Origin of the sequence: Nocardia nova (assembly GCF_002933465.1) — a bacterium.
GTDB classification, from domain to species: Bacteria; Actinomycetota; Actinomycetes; order Mycobacteriales; family Mycobacteriaceae; genus Nocardia; species Nocardia nova_B.
On record NZ_PSZE01000007.1, the window covers coordinates 115,245 to 138,777 of the forward strand.

Genomic DNA, 23,533 nt, shown 5'->3' on the forward strand with positions numbered 1-23,533 from the left:
CATCACACACGCACGCTCGGAACGGCTCGCCGTGCAGGCCCCTGAGCGGGTCGAATATCGTGAAGCTGTGACGAACGAGACGCCGCTGGCCCCGTCGACCACCCACGCCTGGCAGCCCGATGTCCTGGGCGAGGGATACCGGCAGCTGACCATTCCACTCGGCCCCGATCCCGACGGTGAGGGCGTCGTCGAGGCGACCCTGGTCCGCCACGAGCCCGCTATCGCCGAGCCGGCCGCCGGCGCCGTGCTGTACGTGCACGGTTTCACCGACTACTTCTTCCAGAAGCACCTCGCCGAGCACATGAGTGCGCGCGGATACCGCTTCTACGCCCTCGACCTGCGCAAGTGCGGGCGCTCCCGGCGCCCCGGGCAGACCGCGCACTACGTCAGCGACCTGCGGCTCTACGACGCGGAACTGGACCGCGCGGTCGAGATCGTGCGCGAGGAGACCGGGTTGCCGGTGCTGCTGATGGCTCACTCCACCGGCGGTCTGGTGCTACCGCTGTGGCTGAACCGCCGCGACGCCGCAGCCCAGGACATCACCGGACTCGTGCTCAACAGCCCCTGGTTCGATCTCCAGGGCCCGGCCTACTACCGCCACATCGGCACCGCCGTGATCGACGGCGTGGGCCGGTTGCGCGCGATGACGCGCCTGCCCGGCGGTGAGCTGAGCACCTACGGCGATAGCCTGCACACCAGCGTCTCCGGCGAATGGGACTACAACCTGGATTGGAAGCCGCTGGGTGGGTTCCCGGTCCATCTAGGCTGGTTGCGCGCCATCCGCAGGGGCCATGCGGAGCTGCATCGCGGGCTCGATGTCGGCGTTCCCGCGCTGATCCTGCGTTCGAAGGTGACGAAGTTCATGCGCCAGTACGGCCCCGCCGCCGATGTGTCGGATGTGGTGCTCGACGTTCGCCAAATTCAGCGCTGGTCGGGATGTCTGGGCGGTCGCACGAATATCGTGCCGATCGAGGGCGCCCGCCACGACGTGTTCCTGTCGGCACCGCAGGTGCGCGCACACGCTTTCACCGAACTGGACGCGTGGCTGGGCTGGCTGCGGGATTTCCGCGACGCACACTGAATCACGCAGCGGCACAAGCGGTCACGCTCACCACAGACCGGAGCGCAGTACGATCTCGGTGGCGAATTCGTGATCGGCTTTGATCGGCACGTCGGCGGTGTCGACCTGGGTGACGCGGAACTCGCCGAAGACGTGGCGACCGCAGGAATCGGCGACCGCCCGCGGCAGGTCATCGGTGGCGATGACGGTGGTGGGCAGCTCCACGGCCGGGCAAGTGGCGTCGGCAACGGTCCCGTCCACGGCGACGGCCGGATGCGGTCGCCCGGCCACCACCAGTCCGACGAAGCGGCCGAAACCACGCGCGCCCAGCTGCCAGGCCAGTTCCGCACCCGCGCCGTAACCGGCCAGGTTGGCCCAGGCCACGCCGAGATCGTCGAGGATCGCATAGACCGCGGCCTTGTCCAAGCCGTCGATCGACTCCACCGTGATGGTGCGCAGATCGGAATTGTGCAGTCGCTCGCACACCTGGTCGTAGACGTCGGCCGGAGCTCCGGCGTCGGGTAGCAGCAGCACCGTATGCCTGGACTCCGGCCCGCCGACTCGTACGGTCCAGGCGCGGTCACCGACCGCGATTTGCCGGGTCTCCATGCCGATCAACGCTACACGGGAGCGAGCGGGCGCACGCCATGTCCTCGGCGACGTTCATCGCCCGGTGATGACTCCGATCGCGGCGCTGTGAGGTGGGCGGCGCAAGCCCCGGGATCCGGTCCGCGGCACACCCGGCGGCCGGTCGCCGGCCGTGTTCAGCGGCCCACGGTCAATGTGGGCAGGCCCGCGGGCGCCCCGCCGCTGATCAGCCGCTCGAGAGCCGCGACGTCGAGATGTTTCTCCATAAGATCGGCCAGCAGGTCCAATTGCGCGGTCCGCACCGCCTCCACACTCGTGTCCGGCGCGACGACGAATCCGGTGCGCCCGGCTTGCTCGGCGGCCTCACGCAGCCAGGCGCGGCGGAACTCGTCGGATTCGAGCAGCCCGTGCAGGTGAGTGCCCCGCACGGCACCGCACACGCTGCCTTCCGCGTCGCCGCGACGGTCGGCGTCGGAGGCGGCTCCGGCTACCTCGACCCAGGCCGGATCGCCGCTGCGCCGGACGCGGCCGTGGTGAATCTCATAGCCCGACACCGGAATTCCAGCCACGTCGCCACCGGTTATCGCGCCTCGGCCGGCGCTGCGCCGCAGCACCTTGGGTTCGGCGAACTCGATCTCGAGGTCGAGCAGCCCGAGGCCCGCGACCTGCCCGGTCGAGGACTCGACCTCGTCGTCGATGCGGCGACCCAGCATCTGGTATCCGCCGCAGATCCCGAGGACCGGCTTGCCCGACGCGGCGTGGGCGCACACGGCATCGGCGATTCCGGTGCGGCGCAACCAGTTCAGGTCCGAGACCGTGGATTTGCTGCCGGGCACGACGACGACGTCGATACCGGTCAAGCGCGACGGATCGCTCACCCAGCGCACCGCGACCCCTGGCTCACACGCCAAAGCCTCGATATCGGTGGAATTGGAGATGCGCGGCAGCCGGATCGCGCCGACGGTCAGCCATTCGGTGCCCACCGGCGGACGAGGCCGGCCGACCGGGGCGTCGGCGACGGTGCCCAGGGAGTCCTCCGCGTCGATCCACAGCTCGTCGCTGAAGGGCAGGACACCGAGTGTGGGGCGGCCGGTGAGCGCGGTGAGCTGGTCCAGGCCCGGGCGCAGCAATTCCGCGTCGCCGCGGAACTTGTTGACGATGTAGCCCGAGATCAGCTGCTGATCCTCGGGTTCGAGAATCGCCACGGTGCCGAACAGATGCGCCAGTACCCCGCCGCGATCGATATCGCCCACCAGCAGTACCGGCAGCTGCGCCGCCCGCGCGAGACCCATGTTCGCCAGATCGGTTGCGCGCAAATTGATCTCGGCGGGCGAGCCGGCGCCCTCGCAGATCACGACATCGAATTCGGCGCGCAAGGCGGCCAGTTCCCCGGCGACCACCTCGCGCAACCGCCGCCGGTGCCGGAAATAGTCGCGGGCTCCCACGGTGTCGACGGCGATGCCCCGCACCACCAGCTGTGAGCGCCGATCGCTGCCGGGTTTGAGCAGGACCGGATTGAACCGCACGCTGGGTTCGAGTCCGCAGGCGCGCGCCTGCAATGCCTGCGCCCGTCCGATCTCGCCCCCGTCCAGGGTGACAACCGAATTGTTGGACATGTTCTGCGCCTTGAACGGCGCCACCCGCACGCCGCGCCGCGCCAGCATGCGGCAGATCCCGGCCACCACCACGCTTTTTCCGGCATCGGAGGTGGTGCCGGCGATCAACAGCGCGCCGTTCACCGGACCACCGCGGCGACCACACCCGCGCACCTCATGGGAGCGTGAGGATTTCGGCGCCTTCCTCGGTCACGACCAGCGTGTGCTCGAATTGCGCGGTCCACTTGCGGTCCTTGGTGACCACGGTCCAGCCGTCGTCCCAGATCTCGTAATCTATGCCGCCGAGGTTGATCATCGGCTCGATGGTGAAGGTCATGCCCGGCTCGATGACCGACTCGATGGCGGGCTGATCGTAGTGCAGGATCACCAGGCCGCTGTGGAAGGTGGGGCCCACGCCGTGGCCGGTGAAGTCGCGGACGACGCCGTAGCCGAAACGGTTCGCATACGACTCGATAACGCGCCCGATCACGTTCAGCGCCCGCCCCGGTCGCACCGCCTTGATGGCCCGCATGGTGGCCTCGTGGGTGCGCTCCACCAGCAGCCGGGCCTCCTCGTCGACGTCACCGGCGAGGAAGGTGGCGTTGGTATCGCCGTGCACACCGTTGACGTAGGCCGTGACGTCGATATTGACGATGTCGCCGTCCTCGATCACGGTGGAGTCCGGAATGCCGTGGCAGATCACCTCGTTCAGCGAGGTGCAGCAGGATTTGGGGAAGCCCTTGTAACCCAGGGTCGACGGGTAGGCCCCGTGATCGCAGAGATATTCGTGCACGACCGCGTCGAGGTGATCGGTGGTGACGCCCGGGGCGACGGCTTTACCGGCCTCTTGCAGCGCCTGGGCGGCCAGTTTGCTCGCCAGCCGCATCTTCTCGATGGTCTCCGGCGTCTGCACCCACGGCTCGCGGCCCTCGTTGACGGTCTTCTTCCAGGCGTACTCCGGCCGCTCGATCGAGCGCGGCACCTCGCGGACGGGCGAGAGCGTTCCGGGGACGAGCGGCTTGCGGGTGCGCACAGACATGTATTCAGACTATCCGCCCCCGGAGGCGGCCACGGCGGCGACGCCCGCTGTGCGCTGCGGTTACCGGGCGGGCGGCGTGGCGACGCCGCTGACGAGGTCGGTGTAGCCGTCGACCAGTTCGGCGAGGTGGTACCAGTGCTTGTGGGTGGTGTCGCTGCGGGCGCCGTCGCGGTCGATGGCGCGGTTGGCGGCGACCCAGCTACCGGCCATGCGATCGACCATCGGCCCGAGGACATCGGTGCGCAGCGCGACCCCGGTGCGATAGCCCGGCAGTTCGCGTTCGACCCATTCGTTGATGTCGTCGATGAGTTCACCCCGGCGGCAGTCGATTTCCGCGATGAGAATCGGGTCGGCGACCTGCGCGCGCCGGGTGTGCAGTTCGGCCAGCGCCCGGGCCGATCGCAGCAGTTCGCGGTCCTGGAATCGCCGACCTTGGAAGGCGCACAACAATTGCGGGGCTGCGGGTAACGCACTGGCAATCGAAGTCGTCATCGTCGCACCGTCATCACTGATCTCCGGATTTCGCTTGTCCGTACGTCGGATCGAATGTGGCGAATTCAAGGGTAGATCGGATTCTGCTCTTGCATATGCAAGAACGCAAGATTGCGTCCGCATTGCTGGAATCACGGTGTGGTCACAGTCTTCCCGATGTCAGGATACGCCCGCGACATGCAGTGATGCCTCGAGAACGACTGTGCTGGCAATCATTTCACGGGCCTGCCGTGCGTGGCCGGAACCCGCGACGGCGCGTCGGCGCGGTCTCGCGTCCCGCTCAGCCCGTCGCCAAACCACGCAAAACGATCTCCATACCGCCGCGAAATTCCTCCTCGGCCGAGATTTCCCGAGCCTGCGTGGCGGTTTCGACGAGGTACGGATAGTCGGCCGACGGCAACGTCGCGATCGCCGCGGTACCCGCCCCGCCGATCGCCGCATAGTGCTCGTTCTCCAGACAGCCGAGCAGGAAGGCCACCAGCGTCCGCTGAGCTATCACTCGCTCCCGGCCCGTGAAACCACCCGCGGTGAGTGCGGCGAGGGTGGCGTCCATCCATCGCAGTGCGGCCGGACTCGCGTGCCGATGCCGCGGCACCAGCGGGACCGTCGCCGGGTGCGCCGCGACCGCCGCCCGCATGCGTTCGAGCAGTAACGCGAGTTTCGCCAGCCACTGCCCGTCGACGGGGGTGGACACGTCGATCTCACCGAGCACCCGGTCGACGATCAGCACTTCGAGGGCCTCACGGTCGGCGACGTAGCGATACAGCGCCATGGTGGCCATGCCCAATTCGGCGGCCACCGCACGCATGGTCAGACCGGGCAAGCCTGCGCGGTCGATGACCGCCAGCGCCGCCGCCGACAGGTCCGCGGCGGTCAGTGAACGAGGACGGGGCACGGATTGACAGCGTACAAGATACGCGCATACTGATCGTAGGCGTACGAGGTACACCTACAAACTTAGGGAGCTTTCATGTCGGTACCCACCACCGTCGCGAGCCGGACCCTGACCGCGGTCACCGGCACCGAGATTCCCGTCCCGGATCCCGACCGCCTGATTCACCTGCAATTCCGCCGGTTCGCCGGATGTCCCATCTGTCACCGGCATCTGCGCACCGTCATCACCCGGCACGCCGAGATCGCCGCCGCCGGAATCCGCGAGGTCGCGGTATTCCATTCCCCGGCGGACGAATTGACCGACTACGCCGCCGATATCCCGCTGGACCTGATCGCCGATCCGGACAAGACGCTGTATCGCGAATTCGGTGTGGAATCCGCACCTCGCGCACTGCTGCACCCGCGGGCGTGGCCGGGGATCGCGCTGGCGGTCGGCAGTGCCGTCGGCCCGCTGGCACGCGGCGAACAACCCACGCCCCGCGGCACGCCACAGGGCGGTCGTCTCGGCCTGCCCGCCGATTTCCTCATCGCCTCCGACGGCTCCATCGCCGCCGCCCATTACGGCTCACACGCCGACGACCAGTGGTCGGTCGACGAATTGCTCTCCTACGCAGGGAATTACCGCCGATGATGACCATGTCGGCGGCTGCGGCGGTCCGGACGGATCAGCCCCGAATGGTGTTCCGAATCCTGATGCACCACAGTGCCTTCCAGCACCCAGGTCACGATCTCGGTATTCAGATGCTGATGGGTGTCGAAACCCGCACCGGCCTCGACGACATCCTCGTTGTGCACCAGCAACATTCCGTGCGCATGGGCGGCGAGATCGAAATCCCCGGTCGCGGGAAACGACTGCCGGGAATCGAGCCATTCGTTCCTCCAGCCGTATCGCTGGTCGGACCGTATGATCCGCACCGCCTCCACTGCCGTCGGCGACATGGCGATCGACCTCCGTTCCACCTGCGTTCTGCTGCTGCAATCCCCGGGCAATCGCCGATATTCCCGTGCGGGGACGATCGCGCCGGAACCTGCGGAGCGGGCGGTATGCTCGCCCGACCGTTCCCGTATCCGTGGAACGTGCTCGAGCGTCCCGAATCTCACAAGGAGTACGCGCCCGATGGCAGGTAAACGCACGGTGCTGACGGTTCAGTTGCGGCGGCTGGCCGCACTGCTGTCGGAGATGCGTGAGCAGGCGGGGATCAGCAAGGAGGTGGTCAGCTCCCGCACCGGCATCAACGTCACCACGCTCTACCGGATCGAAACCGCGCAGGCGCGCCCGCAGCGGCGCACCCTCACCGCGATGCTCGACCTGTACGGCATCGGCGAGCCGCAACGCTCCGATGCGGTGCAGTTGCTCATGGAAGCACAGAAACCGGGCATGTCGCGTCCGTTCGAGGCGGCCGTCTCGGAGGTGTACGCCGCCTACATCAATTTCGAGACCGAGGCGCTGTCGGCGCGACTGTTCCAGACCTCGTTCATCCCCGGCCTGCTGCAGACCGAACGCTACGCGTGGGCGGTCCTGGACACCGCGATGCCCAAGGTCGAGACGTCGGTGATCGAGCAGCGCCTGCGGGCCCGGGTGGAGCGCTCGAAGGTGCTGACCCGCGACGGTAATCCACTGGAGTTGTGGGTGGTCCTCGACGAGGCCGCGATCCGGCGGGTGGTCGGCGGGCCCGAGGTCATGCGCGAACAGTTGCTGCGGCTCACCGAGGACACCGACAAGCGCAATGTCATCCTGCAAGTGCTGCCGTTCGGCGCGGGTGCGCACCCGGCGATGGTCGGGTCCTTCGTCGTCCTCGACTTCCCCGATCCGGCCGACCCCGAACTGGTCTACGTCGAAGGGATCGCCGGCGACGATATCCTGGAGGGCCACAACGAGATTCGCCGCTTCGGCGTGATGTTCGACCAGCTGCGCGCGATGGCACTGAGTCCGCGCGACTCCGCGGAGATGATCAACGAGATCGCCGAGGGCCTGCGCTGAGCGACGCCGGCGCGGCGCCGTTCACTGCCTGCTGGCGCGCCGGAATCCGACCGCCGCCGGCACGGCGAAGACGACCATCGCACCGACCGACCATCCCCCCGTCGCCCACAGCGGCCCGCGCGCCGGCTCGCCGAGCGCCAGCGCGCGCATCGAGTCGATCGCCACGGACATCGGCTGATGCGCCACGATCGGCTGCGCCCAGTCGGGATAGGCGGCCAGCGGAACGAATCCGGTGCTGAAGAACATCAGCAGCGACGATCCGAGCGAAATGGCCTCCACCACGAACGTCTTCGCCGAATACACCGCCACCGCCGTCACCATGGTGGCGAATCCGAGTCCGTAGAGGATCGGCACCCCGAGCACCGCGATCGCGGCCGCGGGCCGGTGGAACCGGAAACCGAGTGCCATACCCACCGCGAACAGCACCAGCGTGCACAGCACGATCCGGGCGACCTCGGCGAGCAGCCGGGACAACAGCCCCGAGGCACGATGTACCGGCAGCGCCCAGAAGCGTCCCAGCAGGCCCGCATCACGCTCGCGCCCCAGCGTGACCGCCCCGGCCAGCGAACCCCCCATCACCGACACCACCGTCACCATCGGCACCGAACCGTAGAGCGCGTTCACACCGGAGAAGGCCGAGATCTGGCGTCCCAGCACGGTATTCAGCATCACCAGCAGCAGCGCCGGGAAGACCAGGATCTGCGCCGTCGTGAGCGGATCGCGCCGCCACCGCCGCAACAGCCGACCGGTCTGCACCAGGGTCTGCGGCAGCAGATAGCGCCCACGCTCGGTATCCGCGTGCACGGTCGCCAACTCGCGCACTGCGGTGTCCGCCCGTGTCATCGCTGCCGCCGCACGGCCAGCACCACCGAACTACCGCCGAAGACCAGCAGGCCGCCAACCGTCCACACCACACCCGGCCCGATCGTCGACCGGTCCACCGCCGTCGCGAACCCTGGTTGGTCACCCGCGAGCGCCCGCATCGTGTCGACGAACTGCGATATCGGCTGATTCCGCGCGAAACCTTGGATCCACGGCGGGAATTGCGAGGCCGGGGCGAACCCGGTGGACACCATGCCGAGGATCAACTGCGGCAGCATCAGCACCTGAGTGGTCGCCTCCGGCGATTTCGACAAAGCACCCAGCAGATCGCCGAACAGTCCGAGCGACACCCCCACGGAGACCGCGAACAAGACGAACCCCAGCGTTTCCCATGGGCTTCCGTAAAATCGGAAACCGATCACGTGGGCCGCCAGCAGCGCCGCCACCAAGGCGATCACGATCCGGTACCCGGTGGCGGCGGTGCGAGCCGCCAACGGCGCGATCGGTGGAATCGGCATGGTCGCCAGCCGGGCATCGAGACCGTCGCGGGCATCGACCGCCGCGCGAAGCGCTGCCGCGGTGGCACAGAACGACACCGCCTGCATGACGATCATCGGCATCAGGAATTGGGCGTAGCTGCTGGCGCCGTGCCCGGCGAAACTCATCACGCGATTCAGCGGCACGTAGAAGCCGAGGGTGAACACCGTCGGCGCCAGCACCGCGGTGAGTACCTCGCCGTTGCGCAGCGAGGGCCGGATCTGGCGCCGGGTGAGCACCCAGCACGGCAGCAACCAGCCGCGCAGCACGGCATGCGTGCTCCGCCGCGGCACCGGCTGGATTCGCACTGTCATCGCACGCTCCGTTCGCACGCGGTCGGCATCTGTCCATCACACCAGACGCCGAGCCGCCGCGGTGCGATCTCGGCACGAGCGGGGTCCGATTCGCGACGTATGTCGCGGACTAACCGGTCTCGTCCCGGACGAACCGGGCCTCGCCGCGTGGTCCCCCCACCCTCGGCGCCGCGGGGAACTATGCTGTGCGCCGTGCTCGAACCCCAGCCCGCCGTCGCGCCCCATCCGGATATCGCCCATCTGGCTCCGCTGCTGGGCACCTGGCGCGGCTCCGGTCACGGGGAGTATCCGACCATCGAGCCGTTCGACTATTACGAGGAAATCCGGTTCGGCCACGTCGGCCGGCCGTTCCTCACCTATCGGCAGCGCACCCGCCACGCCGGCGACGGTCGCTCGCTGCATGCCGAAACCGGCTATCTGCGCTCGACGGGCGCGGACCGGGTGGAGCTGATCCTCGCCCACCCCACCGGTATCACCGAGATCTGCGAAGGGCGGATCGCCGTCGCGGAGGACGGGCTGCGACTCGAGCTCGATTCCACTCATATCGGCACCTCGAGTACGGCGAAATCGGTCACCGCGCTGAGCCGCTCGATCCATCTGTCCGGGGACACGATCGACTACACGCTGCGAATGGCGGCCGTCGGGCAATCAACGCACCATCACTTGTCGGCCAGCTTGCACCGAGCTGAACAGAACGAGAAATTGACGGTGTAACCGGGCTTTTCATGGCCTTTTCCGCTGTGCGTTCCGGCACAGGGGGTTGTCGGCGCGCGGTTCTCCGGTTTACGGTTTTCCGGGTCGGCTAATAGTCGGCGAACCGATGGCTCGATGCCAGTGGCTCTCACTCACCGATAAGGGAGAAGACCATGAAGCGTTCGACGCTCACGCTGATCACCGCGGGGATGATCCTCGCCGGGACCGGGGCCGTGGAGATTCTGGGAGACGGTTCGGCCGGGGCTTCACCCCCGACCGAGCACGCGACCTCGGCCACCGTCGGTGGAACGGAGGTGCAGGGACAATAAACGGCGCACGAACTTCACAGTTTTCACCCCCGTGACCGGACGCCACCGAGCGTCCGGTCACGTGTATTCGGGAGGCTCGCCGAAATTTTCGACCGCACGGCGCGCACATGCCCGGCTCAGGCGCTCCCTGGCGGCAGAGCTGCCAGCATATCCCTGGTCACCGCGACCGCATTGTCGGAACTCCCGCCGCGTACCAGCAGCGTCGCCCAGGCGAGATCGCCGCGATATCCGATGAACCACGAATGCGATCCGCCGTCGACCTCCGCCTCACCGGTCTTGCCGAACACCTCGCCCTGGTCGGCGATCCGCTCGGCGGTACCGCCGGTGACCACCTTGCGCATCATCGTCCGCAGGCCCTCCACCACCTGCGGCGACAGGCTCGGCCGGTCGCCGTGAACGGCCGTCTCGTGCCCGGAGATCAGGTACGGCGTCGGCGCCGATCCGTGCGCGACCGTCGCCGCCACCAGCGCCATGCCGAACGGGCTGACCACCACCTTGCCCTGGCCGATCCCGTCTTCGGTGCGAACCACCTCGTCGTCGGCGCGCGGCACCGAACCCGACACGGTCGGCAACCCGGCGACGGTGTAGTCCGGGCCCACGCCCATCCGCGCCGCCGCGTCGGTCAGCGCCGTACCGGGCAGTTCGCTGGCCAGTTTCGCGAAGGCCGTATTGCACGAACGCTCGTACGCCGTCGACATCGGCACATCACCGAGGGAGAACAGGTCGTAGTTGGGAATTGTCCGCTCCCCCACCACGATCCGGCTCGGACACGGCACGACGGTGTCCGGGTTGGCGATGTCCGCGGTCATCGCGGCGGCGGCGGTGACGGTTTTGAAGGTGGAGCCGGGCGGATACAGCCCGGTCGTCGCGACCGGGCCGTCGGTATCGGCGGCCTCGTTCTGCGCCACCGCGAGAATCGCTCCGGTGGAGGGCTGGATCACCACCATCATGGTCTGCTCGCGGCGCGGGTCGACGGCCCGCTGCGCGGCGTTCTGCACGGTGCGGTCGATACTCAGCGAGAACGACGGCGCCGGTTGCGGCACAACCTCTTTCAGCACATCGGTATCGACGCCGTCGGCATTGACGGTGACCACACTCCAGCCCGCCTTGCCGTCGACCTCGTCGATGACGGTCTGGCGGATCTGCGTCATCAGATCGGGCGCGAAATGCCGGTCGGCGGGAAGAAGGTCCCACTGCCGGTCGGTGCTCACCCCGGGCAGGCCCAGCAACTGTCCGCTGACCTGGTCGAATTCCCAATCGCTCAGGCCCAGGACGAGGCTGGGCCCGTGTTGTTTCCGGGCGGCGGCCAGGAGAGCGTCGGTGGTCAGGGTGTCGTCGAACTGTTTCAGCGCGGCCGACAGTGCACCGGCCACATAGCCGGGGTCCGGGGCGTCGGAGACCGTGAACGAAATCCGGTGCACCACACCCGGAACCAGGACGTCGCTGCCGGACCGTTCGTTGACCCGAGCCCGCGGAGCGGGGGTGGTGCGTAGGTGCAGGCTCTGGGTGTCACCCAGCTTCGGATGGATGTCGGAGGCGCTCCAGCGCACCTTCCACTGCCCGCCGCTGCGGCCCATCTGCAGCTGGCCGGAGTAGCTCCAGACGCGGTCCTTCGGAAGGGTCCACTCGTAGGTGTAGTCGACGGTGGCGGTGTCGCCGGTGACGCGCGCGGCTCCGGTGTGCGCGGTCAGATGCTGCGCCTGCAGGTTCTGCCACGCCGAACCCAATGCCGCCGAGGCCTTCTCGGGCTGTGTGGTCAGATCGCCGGCGTGCGCCGCGTCCTGCCGGGCGAAGGCGGACAGGAAGGAGTCGGCGGCGGCGACCGGACCCCGCGGTCCGGACGAACACGCGCTCGCCGTCACGACGACGGCGGCGGCCGCACCCAGCACCAGTGCGCGCGGCGCACATCTCGACTTCCACATCGCCACCGATGGTAGCCAGCCGGTCGCTGGTAAATGTTGCGACACACTGGTTTTGCACGGTGGGCAAAGACACCCGGGCGCTCAGTCCACGAGGATCGTCGCGAATGTCGCGACCTGGTGGAAGCCGACCTTGGCGTAGGCGCGGCGCGCGACCTCGTTGTAGGAGTTCACGTACAGGCTCGCGGTCCGCCCCGCCGCGACCACGGCGTCGGCGACCGCGGCCGTCCCGGCGGTGCCCAGACCGCGACCACGCCACTGCGGATGGACCCACACGCCCTGGATCTGACCGGTCCGCCGCGACATCGCCCCGACCTCGGCCTTGTAGACGACCTGACCGTCCTCGAAGCGTGCCCACGCGCGGCCGGCTTCGATGAGGCTCGCCACCCGGCGCCGGTATCCACGCCCACCGTCGCCGGCCCGCGGATCGACGCCGATCTCCTCGGTGAACATCGCGACCGCGGCGACCAGATAGCGTTCCAGCTCGTCACTGCGCACGCGGCGCACCTTCGGATCGGGGACGGCGTGCGCGCGGCCGTCGAGGGCCAGCAGCGGCTGATCGGAGCGGATCTCACGCGGCGGACCCCACCGCTGTTCCAGTGTCTCCCACAGCGGCAGCGCCAACTCCTGGCGGCCCACCACCGAGGAGCACACCCGCGGCCAGCGTGCCGCGCGGTCGGCGAAGGCGCGCATATCGTCGGTCGTCCCGCGCAGCGGCACCAGATTGGCGCCGGAGAAACACAGCGAATCCGCCGGGGTGCCCCGCGACCACAGCTCCCCGCCACCGCGGTTGTCCAGGCCGTATTCCTGCAGGCGCGCGGCGACCATGCACCCGGCCACCGGATCGGTGTCCAGCACCTCCAGCACTTGCGCCAGATCGCGATCCGCGAGCTGACGAGCACCGGAAATACGTGACCGGCGCGACGGTTCCAGCACACTCCGCACGCTCCCAGCCTGCCATGAACGACGCCTGCGTGCGGGGACTTTGCTCGGCTCCAAGGGCAGAATGCGCCCGACGCGGGACACGCCTGCTCCCCTATCCGCGTCCGGCGGTCAGCCGACGGTCACGACGGGCTCGCCGGTCTCGGCGTCGGTACCCATCTCGTCGGCGATGCGCATGGCCTCTTCGATCAGCGTCTCCACGATCTGGTGTTCGGGCACGGTCTTGATGACCTCGCCCTTCACGAAGATCTGCCCCTTGCCGTTGCCGGAGGCGACACCCAGATCGGCCTCGCGCGCCTCACCCGGACCGTTGACCACACAGCCCATGACCGCCACCCGCAGCGGCACCTCGAGGCCCTCCAGACCCGCGGTGACCTCGTTGGCGAGGGTGTAGACGTCGACCTGCGCACGTCCGCAGGACGGGCAGGACACGATCTCGAGTTTGCGTGGACGCAGATTCAGCGACTGCAGAATCTGCCCACCGACCTTGACCTCCTCGGCGGGCGGCGCGGACAGCGAGACCCGGATGGTGTCGCCGATGCCCTCGCTGAGCAGGGCGCCGAAGGCCACCGCCGATTTGATCGTGCCCTGGAAGGCCGGCCCGGCCTCGGTGACGCCCAGGTGCAGCGGGTAGTCGCACTGTGCGGCCAGCTGCCGGTAGGCCTCGACCATGACCACCGGATCGTTGTGCTTGACCGAGATCTTGATATCGCCGAAGCCGTGCTCCTCGAACAGGCTCGCCTCCCACAGCGCCGACTCCACCAGCGCCTCGGGGGTGGCCTTGCCGTACTTCTCGAGCATGCGCTTGTCCAGCGAGCCCGCGTTGACGCCGATCCGGATCGGGATCCCGGCGGCACCGGCGGCCTTGGCGACCTCCTTGACCCGGCCGTCGAACTCCTTGATGTTGCCCGGATTGACGCGCACGGCGGCACAGCCGGCATCGATCGCGGCGAAGATGTAGCGGGGCTGGAAGTGGATGTCCGCGATCACCGGGATCTGCGACTTCTTCGCGATCATCGGCAGCGCGTCGGCATCCTCCTGCCGCGGGCAGGCCACGCGCACGATGTCACAGCCCGACGCGGTCAATTCCGCGATCTGCTGCAGCGTGGCGTTCACGTCGTGGGTCTTGGTCGTGGTCATCGACTGGACGGAGATGGGGTGATCACTGCCCACTCCCACTGTGCCCACCATCAGCTGGCGCGTCTTACGCCGCGGTGCGAGGACCGCCGCCGGTGTGGCCGGCATCCCCAGAGTGATGGCTGTGCTCACGTTCGGCTGCCTACTTTCGTCTGCGTCTGGTGCACCCGTTCGTTGCCGAGTCTAGTGCGGGCTGTAGAAGAGCGATCTGTGAGAGCACCGACACCACGGCCGGTGCGGGAGGCACTCGCGGTCCACCACCACCGGGAACGACTGTGACCAGGACCGCACTGCCCTCGGGCCGACCTGCCCGGCACACCCGGTATGCCCGCTCATCCGGGTTTTTCCACTCGGATGCCGAGGTGGCTACCGTGGATGAGCCGAAGACCGGCAAGCACCGTCGCGTTCAGGAGGATTCACCGAATGTACATCCCGCGACCACATGTCGGGCGGCGCTGACCGTGCGCTTGGCGATGACTCCCGAACTGCCCGCCGACCCGGAAGCGGCTGCGGCACTGCAGGAACGATTGCGCGATTCGGTGCTCACACGGGACCAGCGGCCACCGCAATTTCGCACCGTGGCCGGCCTGGATTCGGCGTACGACGAGTCCGGCGCGGTCGTCGCCGCCGTCGTGGTCCTCGATAGCGACACCATGGAGACCGTCGACACCGCCGTCGCCCACGGCACGACGCGGTTTCCGTACGTGCCGGGCCTGCTCGCGTTCCGGGAACTGCCGACCACCCTGGCCGCGCTGGAACGCCTCGGAACCACCCCCGACCTGCTGGTGTGCGACGGCCAGGGCATCGCCCACCCGCGGCGCTTCGGGCTGGCGTGCCACCTGGGGGTGCTGACCGGCCTGCCGTCGATCGGTGTCGCCAAGACGGTGTGGGGTGCATGCGACGAGCCCGATGCCGCGCGGGGTTCGGTCTCCGACATCACCGTGGACGGCGAGGTGGTCGGCCGGGCGCTGCGCACCCAGCCCTGCATCAAACCGGTGTACGTGTCGGTGGGCCATCGCATTTCCCTCGACACGGCATGCGCCCAGGTTCTCGCGCTCGCGCCGACGTACCGCCAGCCGGAAACCACCCGCCGCGCCGACCATCTGTGCCGAGCCCTGTTGCGCGACACCGTCGCTCGCGGCTAGGGAACCGTCCGCGCACATACGGCGACCAGCGCCGGGCGGCAGCATCGAAAGATCCCGCGATGACTACGTTCGGCAACTTCATCGCTAATTGGCGATCCGCGTTGTACGCACCCGCGAGACACGCCGAACGCCACCGCTACCCGAGGCGCCGGACCCACCCCCTTCCGGGTGCGCCAGAGGCGAATGGCACCTTCTTTCGAATATTCGGTCTCGAATGACCATCGCACTCGATGCGGCCGATTGATTCTCGTTTCCTCGCACACGATCGAAGTAGCCGGAATGGGATCACGATTCGCCCATCGCCACCGGACGCGAACCCTTTACTCCGATCCGCGACGGCGACAGCCGATCGCTACGAACACCGCGTACGGAGCCGAATACCGCAGATCAGAAGGTATGACAGAGGAACGGCACGAGAGGCGGATATGACGAACCACGAAAGAGCAAGGCACGGTCGAATTTCGCGCCCAATTCGTGCCTTGACGACCATCGCCGCCGGGCAGACGATAGACCGATGACCGGCGATGAGGAATTGATTCAGGTCGAACAAGTCATCGAGCGACTGATCGCACGTCACCCGTCCGTCCCGCCCGGGGACATAGAACTCATCGTGCGCGACATCCACAAGCGCTTCTCCGATGCGCGAGTACACGACTTCGTCCCTCTGCTCGTCGAGAAGGCGGCGTGGCAAGCGATCAGCATCCGGGCAGCAGGAACACCGGCACCCTCGTCTCGCACCCGTCCGCGCGGCACCCACGCAGTGACGGTCATCTGAGGAGACGAGTGCGTGGGGAAGAAGTCCCGCCACGACGAGCGCCGGTCTGATCGGGCCCGCGGCGGGTATCGCGCTGATCGCCTTCGCCGGCAGCGGCGTCCTGCCGCGCACGTTCGCCTCGCGCCACGGCGAGGATGTCGGCGGCAGTACCGAAATGACAGCGATCGGCGTCGCCGATGTGGCCGGCGGGCGGTTCGGCGGATTTCCCGTCTCCGCGAACGGCTCTCGCACCCCGGGCGCCGAACACAACAGCGCACATACGCAATCGGCGGTGGTGATCGTCGCGGCCACCGCCTTGATCGATGTTCGCAGCCCGGTCTGAATGTGCTCTAGATCACACAAGCGATACCTGAGCGCCCGGGCGGAGGCCTGCCATGAACCACAGCTACGCCGACGAGCCACATTCGCACCGTCGATCCGCCGGCGCTACCAACGACGGTCGCGAACTGCGCGGCCGATCACGCTGGGCGCGAACAGCATTCGTCTTCGCCGGCGCGGTCGTCGTGGTGCCGGTCGTATTCGCCGGCGTGCTGGGCACACTCGCGCTGCTGAGCATCGGTGCGGGCGGGGCGGTGGTGACGGTGGCCGCGCTGTACTGGTTCGTGAGCGACCGTGGGGCCATCCGCTGGATGTCGGCGATCGTGGCGGTGGCGGCGCCGATCGTGGTTCTCGTGATGTTCGTACGCGCCGGCCTGCTGTGGGTCGTCCTGGTGACAGGTGCGCTGGCCTTGGCATCCATGTTCTGTGCTCGCGCCGCGCTGCGGCCACGCGACTCCCACACGACGGCGATCGAATACTCCGCACCGCCACCGCGACGACCGTTCCTGATCATGAATCCCCGCTCCGGTGGAGGGAAAGTCGCGAGGTTCGACCTGCGGCGCCGGGCCGAAGAGCTCGGTGCAGAGGTTGTGCTGATGGAGGGCCGCGTCGATGTCGCCGCCCTGGCTCGGGAGGCCGTCGAACGAGGTGCGGACCTGCTGGGCGTCGCGGGCGGCGACGGAACCCAAGCCCTCGTGGCCGGTGTCGCCGCAGCGCACCACCTGCCGTTCCTCGTGCTCAGCGCGGGCACGCGCAATCATTTCGCGCTGGACCTCGGCCTAGACCGCACCGATCCGGCGACCGGACTCGACGCCTTGCGCGACGGCGTGGAGATGCGCGTCGACCTGGGCCGGATCAACGGCCGGCCGTTCGTCAACAACGCCTCGTTCGGTGTCTACGCCGAGATCGTGCGCAGCCCCGCCTATCGCGACGACAAGACCGCGACTGTCCTGCGCCTGCTCCCCGATCTGCTCGCCGGCCACAGCGGGACCCCGCTGGTGGCGCGGATCGGTGCCCTCACCGTCGCCGGCCCGCAAGCGGTGCTGGTGAGCAACAATCCCTACGGGACCAGCGATCTCGCCGGGCTGAGCCGCCGTGACCGGCTCGACCGGGGCGTGCTCGGGGCGGTCACGGTCTCGGTCTCCGATACCCGTGCGGCAGTGGGGCTGATCCGTCGCACACACAGTCGCGGGCTGACCCAGCAAACCGCGTCCGAAGTCGTCGTCGAGGCCGGGAGCTCACCGATCCCTGTCGGCGTCGACGGAGAATCGCTGCTGCTCGACACACCGGTGCGCTGTGTCGTGGAACCGGGCGCCCTGCGCGTGCGCGTTCCGCGCAATCGCCCCGAAACCCGCCCCGTAGCAGCCGCCCTGGACTGGCTGCGCCTGCGCGATCTGGCGCTCGGTCGCGCGCGCACCTCATCCGCTACGGGAACAGTTTGATCGGGTTCACGATGTCGGCGACCAGGGTGAGGATCATGTACGCCCCGCCGATCACCACCACCACGTAGGTGGCGGGCAGCAGTTTCATGTAGTCGACCGGAGCGCCGTTGGGCAGACCCTTGCGGTTGCGCCACAGGTTGCGCAGCTTCTCGAAGATCACCACCGCGATATGGCCGCCGTCCAGCGGTAGCAGGGGTAGCAGGTTGAACGCGCCGAGGAAGAAATTCAGACTGGCCAGCACCAGCACGAACATGTTCCAGTATCCGTGTTCGGCCGTCTCGCCGCCGATCTTGCTGGCGCCGTAGACGCTCACCGGTGTGTCGGCGTCACGCTGGCCGCCGGTCACGGCGTGCCAGAGACTGACCACTTTGCCCGGCATCTGCGCGAGCGAGGCGAAGGTACGGCCGAACATATCGCCGGTGAAGGCCGCTGACGCCGGAACCGCCGCGATCAGGTTGTACTTCACCGGGCTGTACACATCCTGTGCCACACCGACTTTGCTCACGTACACCGGCGTGGTGACACGCTCGGAACTGTCGGTGGACTTCAGCGGATAGGTCGCCACGCGCTCCGGGGTCACCGGAATTTGCAGGGTCTGGTCGTCGCGTTTCACCGTGTAGACGACCGGACCGTTGGCGTTCTCGGTGATCGAGCGAAAGTCGTTCCAGGTCTTCACGGGCTTACCGTCGATCGCCGTCACCAGGTCGCCGCGCTTCAGACCGGCGCGTTCGGCCGGGCCGGGACCAGTGCACTTCTGCATCGACCCGTCGGGGTTCTGCGCGGGCACGCAGCCGGCCGGATAGATCTGGGTGGCGGGCGGCGAATCCAGCCGCGGCAGCCCCCAGGCCACCGCGAGCACCATGATCAGCAGGAAGCCCAGGATGAAGTTCATCGCGATGCCGCCGAACATCACCACCAGCCGCTTCCAGGTGGCCTGCCGGTACATCGCGCGATGCAGATCCTCGGGTGGGACCTCGTCCAGCGCGGTCATACCCGCGATATCGCAGAAACCGCCCAGCGGCAGCGCCTTGAGGCCGTATTCGGTCTCACCGCGGCGGAATGAGAACACCTTCGGCCCGAAGCCGACGAAGTAGCGGCGCACCTGCATGCCGGTGGCCTGCGCCGCCCACATGTGGCCACATTCGTGTAGCGCCACCGATACCGTGATGCCGAGGGCGAACAGCACGAATCCGATCGCGAAGCCCATGCGGTATGGAACCCTCCTGAATCAGTTGCTCACGAGCGTGCGCGCACGCTGTCGCGCCCACGCATCCGCCGCGAGCACCTCGTCCAAGGTACTGGGTTCTGCGGCCCAGCGGTCGGCCGACTCGACCACCCGCGCGACCGTGCGCACGATATCCGGGAATCGCAGCCCACCGTCGAGGAATGCCTGCACCGCGATCTCGTTGGCGGCGTTGTACACCGCGGTGACGCTGCCGCCGGCCTTGCCCGCCGCGCGAGCCAGTTCGACCGCGGGGAAGATCTCGTTGTCGACCGGCTCGAATTCCCAGGTGAACGCGGTGCCGAAGTCGATCGGGGCGAGGGCGCCCGGGACTCGCTCGGGCCAGCCCAGGGCCAGCGCGATCGGCAGCTTCATATCGGGCGGGCTGGCCTGTGCGAGCGTGGAGCCGTCGGCGAAGGTCGCCATCGAATGCACGATCGACTGCGGATGCACCGTGACGTCGATCTTGTCGTAGTCGATGCCGAACAGCATGTGCGCCTCGATCAGTTCGAGGCCCTTGTTCACCAGCGTGGCCGAATTGAGGGTGTTCATCAAACCCATCGACCAGGTGGGATGAGCCTTGGCCTCGTCGGGGCCCACCGATTCCAGCATCTCGGCGGTCCAGCCCCGGAACGGGCCGCCGGAGGCGGTGAGCACCAGCCGCGCGACCTCGTCCGCGCGCCCACCGCGCAGGCACTGTGCCATCGCGGAGTGCTCGGAGTCGACCGGGACGATCTGCCCGGGAGTGGCGGCCCGGGTCACCAGGCTGCCGCCCGCCACCAGTGATTCCTTGTTGGCCAGGGCCAGGCGCCGCCCCGATTCCAGAGTCGCGAGCGTCGGCCGCAGCCCCAGCGCGCCGACCAGGGCGTTGAGCACCACATCGGCGTCGGTGCGACGCACGAGTTCGGTCACCGCGTCCGGACCGGCCAGGGCCACACCAAGTTTCGCGGCCGCGGCCGGATCGGCGACGGCCACGTTGTCGGTACCGGTGGCGCGGATCTGCTCGGCCAGCAGGTCGGTATTGCCGCCGCGCGCGGCCAGTCCGACCACCTGGAATCGGTCCGGATTGGCGGCGACGACCTCCAACGCCTGGGTGCCGATGGAGCCGGTGCTGCCCAGCAGCAGAACTTTCACGATGTCGGACACGCACTCATTGTCCACGGTGAATCGCCGCAGACGTCACCCCGCTGGCTACGACGCCCGGTCGTATGCAAACATATTCTCGACAGTCACCTTCACGACCTGCGGACCTCGCGGTGCACTCCGCGCACCCGAACCGCAGCGAACACGGAAATGATGGGAGCGAACGTGGCCGCCACGGAACTGGAACCCGCCAAGAGCGCCGGCGTCGTCACCAAGGTCGATCCCGCCGAGGTTCCCTCCGCCGCCTGGGGCTGGAGTGGTGAATCGCGGCGCGCCTTCCGTATCGCCGGATGGGTCGTCGTCCTGCTCCTGCTGGCCATGCTGTTCGAGAATCAGCAGGGCCACACCTCGGGCACCGGCTACACCGGGTACATCTTCCTGATCGGTTTCGCCGTCGCGCTGGCGGCCGTGCTGATCCGCGATTCGATCATCCGGCGCAAGCCGCGCTGAATCATCGTCGCGCAGTCCATCGTTCGACCGGCCGCTGAGGTGCTACCTCAGCGGCCGCGTCGTTTCCGCGGGCCGCCGGCCTTACCCGCCCGTCCCGGCTTCGCCGCGCTACCCCGGCGCGCGGCCGGTTTCGCACCACCGTCGCCCCGGTCCCTACCGCGCTGTGCCGCAACGCCTTCGGCGCGCGCACCGGAATCCTGCCGGCCGCGCCGATCGCGTTCGCCGGCGGTCCGGGAACTGCGTGCCGTGCGGCCACGCACGACGCCGATGAATTCCTCGGCGAGTTCGACCGCGTCCTCGGTCGGCCACGACAGCGCGATCTGCGTCGGATCGACATCGGTGAGCGGACGATAGATCAGGTCGCGGCGGTGATGCAGCCGTGCCAGCGATTGCGGCACCACCGCCGCCCCGCCGACCGCGGCCACCAATTCGACGGTATCGCCCACGGCGTCCAGATCGGTCGCGTCCTGCATCCGCTCGTCTTCCAGATCGGCCAGGCTCACCTCGTCGAACAGCCCGATCGGATGATCCTTCTGCACCACCGCCACGGCGACCTCGTGGTAGAGCGGAATCGCGTGCAGCCCGTCGCGATCGATCGGCAACCGGACGAAGCACATGTCGACCCGCCCCTGTACCAGGGCGTCGCGCTGCCGCGCCTGCGGCACGGCGAGCAACTCGAGCGGGACATCGGGGAACCGTTCGGCCCACACCCGCGCCCACTTGGCTACGGTGACGCCCGGGACGTAGCCGATGCGCAGCGCGGCGGGAGCAGACTCGGTCATGCGGCCAGCGTATGGCACCGAGCGGTCCGGTCCGGCATCCACCGCGAACCACGGCGGCCTGATACACGATCGAGGTGACGCGGAGTTCGACGGCAGTGGTCGAAACCGTGCCCACCGGGCGAACACGGTAGAAATGATCGCAGTACGTTTCCCATCCTCCCCGGCGTTCCGGGCAGACCAGATCGGATATGCGTTGACGACCCCCTCCCCGGCCCCGATGGCATCCGGCGGCCCCGGATTCGATCGGCCGCTGTTCACCGCCATCACCGATTTCGCCGACCACACCCGGTGGCTCAACGACGCGATGCTGTGGTGGACCGATGCCGGTTTGGCGGTGTTCGCGGTGCTGATGGTGATCGGGTGGTGGCAGGCCCGCCGCCGCGACGACCGGTCGATGGCGCTGGCGCTGCTGGCTCCGGTCAGTGTGGTGGTCGCCTATCTGGTCGCCGAGGTGGTGAAGGTGATCGTCGCCGAACCGCGCCCGTGCCGGGGCGTGCCGACCGCCTACATCATCGAGACCTGTCCGGTACCGAGCGACTACTCGTTTCCCAGCGGTCACACCACAACCGCCGCCGCGACCGTCGCGGCGCTGTTTCTTCTGAATCGGCGGCTGGGCTGGATCACGGCCGTATTCGCGGTCGTCCTGGCCTTCAGCCGGATCTACGTCGGCGGTCATTACCCGCACGACGTCGTGGCGTCGGCGATCCTGGCCATTCCGGTCGCCGCTGCCGTCAGTCTGCTGCTGGCCCGCCCCGCCACGGCGGTAGTGACGCGCATGCGGTCCTCCGCACTGGCGCCGCTGGTCGCCGACACCTCGACGACACCGGCATCCCGGGTGTGAGCATCGCGAAGGAAGTTCTCGGTGAGGCCGCGCACAGCCCCGGTAACCGTCGGACGTCATTCGCTATTCTGTCCGACGTGGCGGTGGGGCTCGCCACTTCGGCGCAGCGGCCGGAGCAACCGTGATCGGACGATCGCCAACAGTCCCTACTCGAGGTACCACCATGTTCGTGTTCGAGTAGGAGTCCGTCGTTGACCGAGCTACGCCGTGAGGAGCCCCGGCCCGGTGAGTCCGCCGACCGGCCGGTCGATCCCGATGTCGATCTGCACGTCCCGTCGCAACGCCGCGAACTGCTGCGCGAACACGGCGCGGTGCTGGCGGTGATCGGGCTGGGTGGCGGATTGGGCGGTCTGTCCCGCTACGGCCTCAGCCAGCTCCTGCCGACTCGCCCCGGGCAGTTCCCGTGGGGCACCTTCACCGCGAATGTGCTCGGCTGCCTCGCGATCGGCGTGCTGATGGTGCTGATCACCGAGGTGTGGTCGGCGCATCGACTGGTGCGGCCGTTCCTCGGGGTCGGATTTCTGGGCGGGTTCACCACCTTCTCCACCTACGCTGTCGAAATCCGCAATCTGCTGCAACCCGGTTCGGCCGTGACAGCGTTCGTCTATCTGGCCGCGACCCTGCTGAGCGCGCTGCTCGCGGTGCTCGCCGGGGTGACGGTGGCGCGGATAACGCTGCTCCGCAAGGTGATTCGAGCGGAGGCGCGATGACCGTAGTCCTGGTCTTCGTCGGTGCGGTGCTCGGCGCCCCGGCCCGCTACCTCACCGATCGGTTCGTACAGGCACGCCACGACAGTCTGTTTCCCTGGGGCACGCTGACCGTCAACATCGTCGGCTGCCTCATCCTGGGCGCGCTCACCGGCGGTGCGGCCGGCAGTCCGGTGCTGGCGTTCGCCGGCACCGGATTCTGCGGAGCGCTCACCACCTACAGCACCTTCGGCTACGAGACCATTCGGCTGCTCGAACAGCGCGCCGTGTTCTACGCCGCGATGAACGTGGTGATCAGCGTGATCGCCGGACTCGGCGCCGCACTGCTCGGCTATGCCGTGACGCACGCGCTGCTCGGCTGAGATG

25 protein-coding genes and 2 pseudogenes are annotated in these 23,533 nt (G+C 68.2%); 13 read left to right on the plus strand and 14 right to left on the minus strand.

Going from position 1 to position 23,533, the window contains the following annotated elements:
• The first annotated feature begins 67 nt into the window (after positions 1-67).
• Positions 68-1,081 (plus strand): alpha/beta hydrolase, encoded by a 1,014-nt coding sequence (locus tag C5E41_RS10895; RefSeq protein ID WP_258080891.1) that lies wholly within the window; start codon positions 68-70, stop codon positions 1,079-1,081.
• A 27-nt stretch (positions 1,082-1,108) separates the two neighbouring features.
• Here the strand turns inward: C5E41_RS10895 and C5E41_RS10900 are convergent, their stop codons facing one another.
• The 5 genes from C5E41_RS10900 to C5E41_RS10920 all read right to left on the minus strand — a co-directional run bounded on the left by C5E41_RS10900 (position 1,109) and on the right by C5E41_RS10920 (position 5,669).
• The gene (locus C5E41_RS10900; protein WP_104375699.1) at positions 1,109-1,669 is read right to left on the minus strand and encodes a hypothetical protein; all 561 of its coding nucleotides are present in this window, start codon (positions 1,667-1,669) and stop codon (positions 1,109-1,111) included.
• Positions 1,670-1,824: 155 nt separating this feature from the next.
• Positions 1,825-3,387 (minus strand): cobyric acid synthase, encoded by a 1,563-nt coding sequence (locus C5E41_RS10905; protein WP_104375849.1) that lies wholly within the window; start codon positions 3,385-3,387, stop codon positions 1,825-1,827.
• 31 nt (positions 3,388-3,418) lie between these two features.
• Positions 3,419-4,282: a type I methionyl aminopeptidase gene (gene map, locus C5E41_RS10910; RefSeq protein WP_104375700.1), complete on the minus strand. Its 864-nt coding sequence runs from the start codon at positions 4,280-4,282 to the stop codon at positions 3,419-3,421.
• Positions 4,283-4,342: 60 nt separating this feature from the next.
• Positions 4,343-4,774 carry a hypothetical protein gene (locus C5E41_RS10915; protein ID WP_258080892.1) on the minus strand — a complete coding sequence of 144 codons (432 nt, stop codon included), beginning with the start codon at positions 4,772-4,774 and terminating at the stop codon, positions 4,343-4,345.
• Between the two features lie 280 nt (positions 4,775-5,054).
• Positions 5,055-5,669, minus strand: coding sequence for a TetR/AcrR family transcriptional regulator (locus C5E41_RS10920; RefSeq protein ID WP_104375701.1), 615 nt, complete (start codon positions 5,667-5,669; stop codon positions 5,055-5,057).
• Positions 5,670-5,744: 75 nt separating this feature from the next.
• On the opposite strand from C5E41_RS10920, the gene C5E41_RS10925 reads away from it, so the two are divergent.
• Entirely contained in the window at positions 5,745-6,299 is a 555-nt protein-coding gene (locus C5E41_RS10925; RefSeq protein WP_104375702.1) for a peroxiredoxin-like family protein, read from the plus strand.
• Positions 6,300-6,325: 26 nt separating this feature from the next.
• Here the strand turns inward: C5E41_RS10925 and C5E41_RS10930 are convergent.
• Positions 6,326-6,607, minus strand: a pseudogene (locus C5E41_RS10930) (pirin family protein); the annotation flags it as partial.
• 178 nt (positions 6,608-6,785) lie between these two features.
• Here C5E41_RS10930 and C5E41_RS10935 point away from each other — a divergent pair.
• A complete protein-coding gene (locus C5E41_RS10935) occupies positions 6,786-7,649 on the plus strand; it encodes a helix-turn-helix domain-containing protein (RefSeq protein ID WP_104375704.1) in 864 nt (287 codons plus the stop codon).
• A gap of 21 nt (positions 7,650-7,670) precedes the next feature.
• Here the strand turns inward: C5E41_RS10935 and C5E41_RS10940 are convergent, their stop codons facing one another.
• Both C5E41_RS10940 and C5E41_RS10945 read right to left on the minus strand, forming a co-directional pair.
• Entirely contained in the window at positions 7,671-8,492 is an 822-nt protein-coding gene (locus C5E41_RS10940; protein WP_104375705.1) for an ABC transporter permease, read from the minus strand.
• Positions 8,489-9,322, minus strand: a complete 834-nt coding sequence (locus C5E41_RS10945; protein ID WP_104375706.1) for an ABC transporter permease — start codon at positions 9,320-9,322, stop codon at positions 8,489-8,491. The genes C5E41_RS10940 and C5E41_RS10945 overlap by 4 nt, the downstream gene beginning before the upstream one ends.
• A gap of 180 nt (positions 9,323-9,502) precedes the next feature.
• Between C5E41_RS10945 and C5E41_RS10950 the strand changes: the two genes are divergently transcribed.
• The gene (locus C5E41_RS10950; RefSeq protein ID WP_104375707.1) at positions 9,503-10,036 is read left to right on the plus strand and encodes a peroxynitrite isomerase; all 534 of its coding nucleotides are present in this window, start codon (positions 9,503-9,505) and stop codon (positions 10,034-10,036) included.
• Positions 10,037-10,188: 152 nt separating this feature from the next.
• Positions 10,189-10,344: a hypothetical protein gene (locus tag C5E41_RS33800; protein WP_156055460.1), complete on the plus strand. Its 156-nt coding sequence runs from the start codon at positions 10,189-10,191 to the stop codon at positions 10,342-10,344.
• Between the two features lie 116 nt (positions 10,345-10,460).
• On the opposite strand, the gene C5E41_RS10955 is transcribed toward C5E41_RS33800, so the two are convergent.
• From C5E41_RS10955 to ispG, 3 genes are all read right to left on the minus strand, one after another.
• Positions 10,461-12,266 (minus strand): penicillin-binding transpeptidase domain-containing protein, encoded by a 1,806-nt coding sequence (locus C5E41_RS10955; protein WP_104375708.1) that lies wholly within the window; start codon positions 12,264-12,266, stop codon positions 10,461-10,463.
• A gap of 81 nt (positions 12,267-12,347) precedes the next feature.
• The gene (locus tag C5E41_RS10960; RefSeq protein ID WP_104375709.1) at positions 12,348-13,208 is read right to left on the minus strand and encodes a GNAT family N-acetyltransferase; all 861 of its coding nucleotides are present in this window, start codon (positions 13,206-13,208) and stop codon (positions 12,348-12,350) included.
• Between the two features lie 108 nt (positions 13,209-13,316).
• Complete coding sequence (gene ispG / locus C5E41_RS10965; protein ID WP_439956396.1) at positions 13,317-14,450, minus strand: flavodoxin-dependent (E)-4-hydroxy-3-methylbut-2-enyl-diphosphate synthase; 1,134 nt, start codon at positions 14,448-14,450, stop codon at positions 13,317-13,319.
• A gap of 263 nt (positions 14,451-14,713) precedes the next feature.
• On the opposite strand from ispG, the gene nfi reads away from it, so the two are divergent.
• The 4 genes and pseudogenes from nfi to C5E41_RS10985 all read left to right on the plus strand — a co-directional run bounded on the left by nfi (position 14,714) and on the right by C5E41_RS10985 (position 18,022).
• Entirely contained in the window at positions 14,714-15,487 is a 774-nt protein-coding gene (nfi, locus tag C5E41_RS10970; protein WP_258080893.1) for a deoxyribonuclease V, read from the plus strand.
• A gap of 514 nt (positions 15,488-16,001) precedes the next feature.
• Entirely contained in the window at positions 16,002-16,262 is a 261-nt protein-coding gene (locus tag C5E41_RS10975) for a three-helix bundle dimerization domain-containing protein (protein ID WP_104375711.1), read from the plus strand.
• A gap of 46 nt (positions 16,263-16,308) precedes the next feature.
• Positions 16,309-16,569 (plus strand): annotated as a pseudogene (locus tag C5E41_RS10980) (SulP family inorganic anion transporter); the annotation flags it as partial.
• A gap of 67 nt (positions 16,570-16,636) precedes the next feature.
• A complete protein-coding gene (locus C5E41_RS10985) occupies positions 16,637-18,022 on the plus strand; it encodes a diacylglycerol/lipid kinase family protein (RefSeq protein ID WP_104375712.1) in 1,386 nt (461 codons plus the stop codon).
• Here the strand turns inward: C5E41_RS10985 and C5E41_RS10990 are convergent.
• Together C5E41_RS10990 and dxr are read right to left on the minus strand one after the other, a co-directional pair.
• Complete coding sequence (locus tag C5E41_RS10990) at positions 18,006-19,229, minus strand: M50 family metallopeptidase (protein WP_104375713.1); 1,224 nt, start codon at positions 19,227-19,229, stop codon at positions 18,006-18,008. The genes C5E41_RS10985 and C5E41_RS10990 overlap by 17 nt on opposite strands.
• Positions 19,230-19,250: 21 nt before the next feature.
• The gene (gene dxr, locus C5E41_RS10995) at positions 19,251-20,390 is read right to left on the minus strand and encodes a 1-deoxy-D-xylulose-5-phosphate reductoisomerase (protein ID WP_104375852.1); all 1,140 of its coding nucleotides are present in this window, start codon (positions 20,388-20,390) and stop codon (positions 19,251-19,253) included.
• A gap of 162 nt (positions 20,391-20,552) precedes the next feature.
• On the opposite strand from dxr, the gene C5E41_RS11000 reads away from it, so the two are divergent.
• Complete coding sequence (locus C5E41_RS11000; protein WP_104375853.1) at positions 20,553-20,837, plus strand: DUF2631 domain-containing protein; 285 nt, start codon at positions 20,553-20,555, stop codon at positions 20,835-20,837.
• A gap of 47 nt (positions 20,838-20,884) precedes the next feature.
• Here the strand turns inward: C5E41_RS11000 and C5E41_RS11005 are convergent, their stop codons facing one another.
• The gene (locus tag C5E41_RS11005; protein WP_104375714.1) at positions 20,885-21,619 is read right to left on the minus strand and encodes a LysR substrate-binding domain-containing protein; all 735 of its coding nucleotides are present in this window, start codon (positions 21,617-21,619) and stop codon (positions 20,885-20,887) included.
• Positions 21,620-21,812: 193 nt separating this feature from the next.
• On the opposite strand from C5E41_RS11005, the gene C5E41_RS11010 reads away from it, so the two are divergent.
• The 3 genes from C5E41_RS11010 (at position 21,813) to crcB (C5E41_RS11020) (ending at position 23,529) form a co-directional block, all read left to right on the plus strand.
• Positions 21,813-22,460, plus strand: coding sequence for a phosphatase PAP2 family protein (locus C5E41_RS11010; RefSeq protein WP_219823136.1), 648 nt, complete (start codon positions 21,813-21,815; stop codon positions 22,458-22,460).
• Positions 22,461-22,651: 191 nt separating this feature from the next.
• Complete coding sequence (gene crcB / locus C5E41_RS11015; protein WP_104375716.1) at positions 22,652-23,170, plus strand: fluoride efflux transporter CrcB; 519 nt, start codon at positions 22,652-22,654, stop codon at positions 23,168-23,170.
• On the plus strand, positions 23,167-23,529 hold the full coding sequence (crcB, locus tag C5E41_RS11020) for a fluoride efflux transporter CrcB (protein ID WP_104375717.1): 363 nt from the start codon (positions 23,167-23,169) through the stop codon (positions 23,527-23,529). The genes crcB (C5E41_RS11015) and crcB (C5E41_RS11020) overlap by 4 nt, the downstream gene beginning before the upstream one ends.
• Positions 23,530-23,533 lie beyond the last annotated feature (4 nt).

Bases quoted from the DNA above. Each gene is read 5' to 3' on its own strand.
- C5E41_RS10900 (WP_104375699.1), bottom strand. From the start codon at position 1,669: ATGGAGACCCGGCAAATCGCGGTCGGTGACCGCGCCTGGACCGTACGA.
- map (WP_104375700.1), bottom strand. From the start codon at position 4,282: ATGTCTGTGCGCACCCGCAAGCCGCTCGTCCCCGGAACGCTCTCGCCC.
- C5E41_RS10915 (WP_258080892.1), bottom strand. From the start codon at position 4,774: ATGACGACTTCGATTGCCAGTGCGTTACCCGCAGCCCCGCAATTGTTG.
- C5E41_RS10925 (WP_104375702.1), top strand. From the start codon at position 5,745: ATGTCGGTACCCACCACCGTCGCGAGCCGGACCCTGACCGCGGTCACC.
- C5E41_RS10935 (WP_104375704.1), top strand. From the start codon at position 6,786: ATGGCAGGTAAACGCACGGTGCTGACGGTTCAGTTGCGGCGGCTGGCC.
- C5E41_RS10940 (WP_104375705.1), bottom strand. From the start codon at position 8,492: ATGACACGGGCGGACACCGCAGTGCGCGAGTTGGCGACCGTGCACGCG.
- C5E41_RS10945 (WP_104375706.1), bottom strand. From the start codon at position 9,322: ATGACAGTGCGAATCCAGCCGGTGCCGCGGCGGAGCACGCATGCCGTG.
- C5E41_RS10950 (WP_104375707.1), top strand. From the start codon at position 9,503: ATGCTGTGCGCCGTGCTCGAACCCCAGCCCGCCGTCGCGCCCCATCCG.
- C5E41_RS33800 (WP_156055460.1), top strand. From the start codon at position 10,189: ATGAAGCGTTCGACGCTCACGCTGATCACCGCGGGGATGATCCTCGCC.
- C5E41_RS10955 (WP_104375708.1), bottom strand. From the start codon at position 12,266: ATGTGGAAGTCGAGATGTGCGCCGCGCGCACTGGTGCTGGGTGCGGCC.
- ispG (WP_439956396.1), bottom strand. From the start codon at position 14,450: ATGCCGGCCACACCGGCGGCGGTCCTCGCACCGCGGCGTAAGACGCGC.
- C5E41_RS10975 (WP_104375711.1), top strand. From the start codon at position 16,002: ATGACCGGCGATGAGGAATTGATTCAGGTCGAACAAGTCATCGAGCGA.
- C5E41_RS10985 (WP_104375712.1), top strand. From the start codon at position 16,637: ATGAACCACAGCTACGCCGACGAGCCACATTCGCACCGTCGATCCGCC.
- C5E41_RS10990 (WP_104375713.1), bottom strand. From the start codon at position 19,229: ATGGGCTTCGCGATCGGATTCGTGCTGTTCGCCCTCGGCATCACGGTA.
- C5E41_RS11005 (WP_104375714.1), bottom strand. From the start codon at position 21,619: ATGACCGAGTCTGCTCCCGCCGCGCTGCGCATCGGCTACGTCCCGGGC.
- crcB (WP_104375717.1), top strand. From the start codon at position 23,167: ATGACCGTAGTCCTGGTCTTCGTCGGTGCGGTGCTCGGCGCCCCGGCC.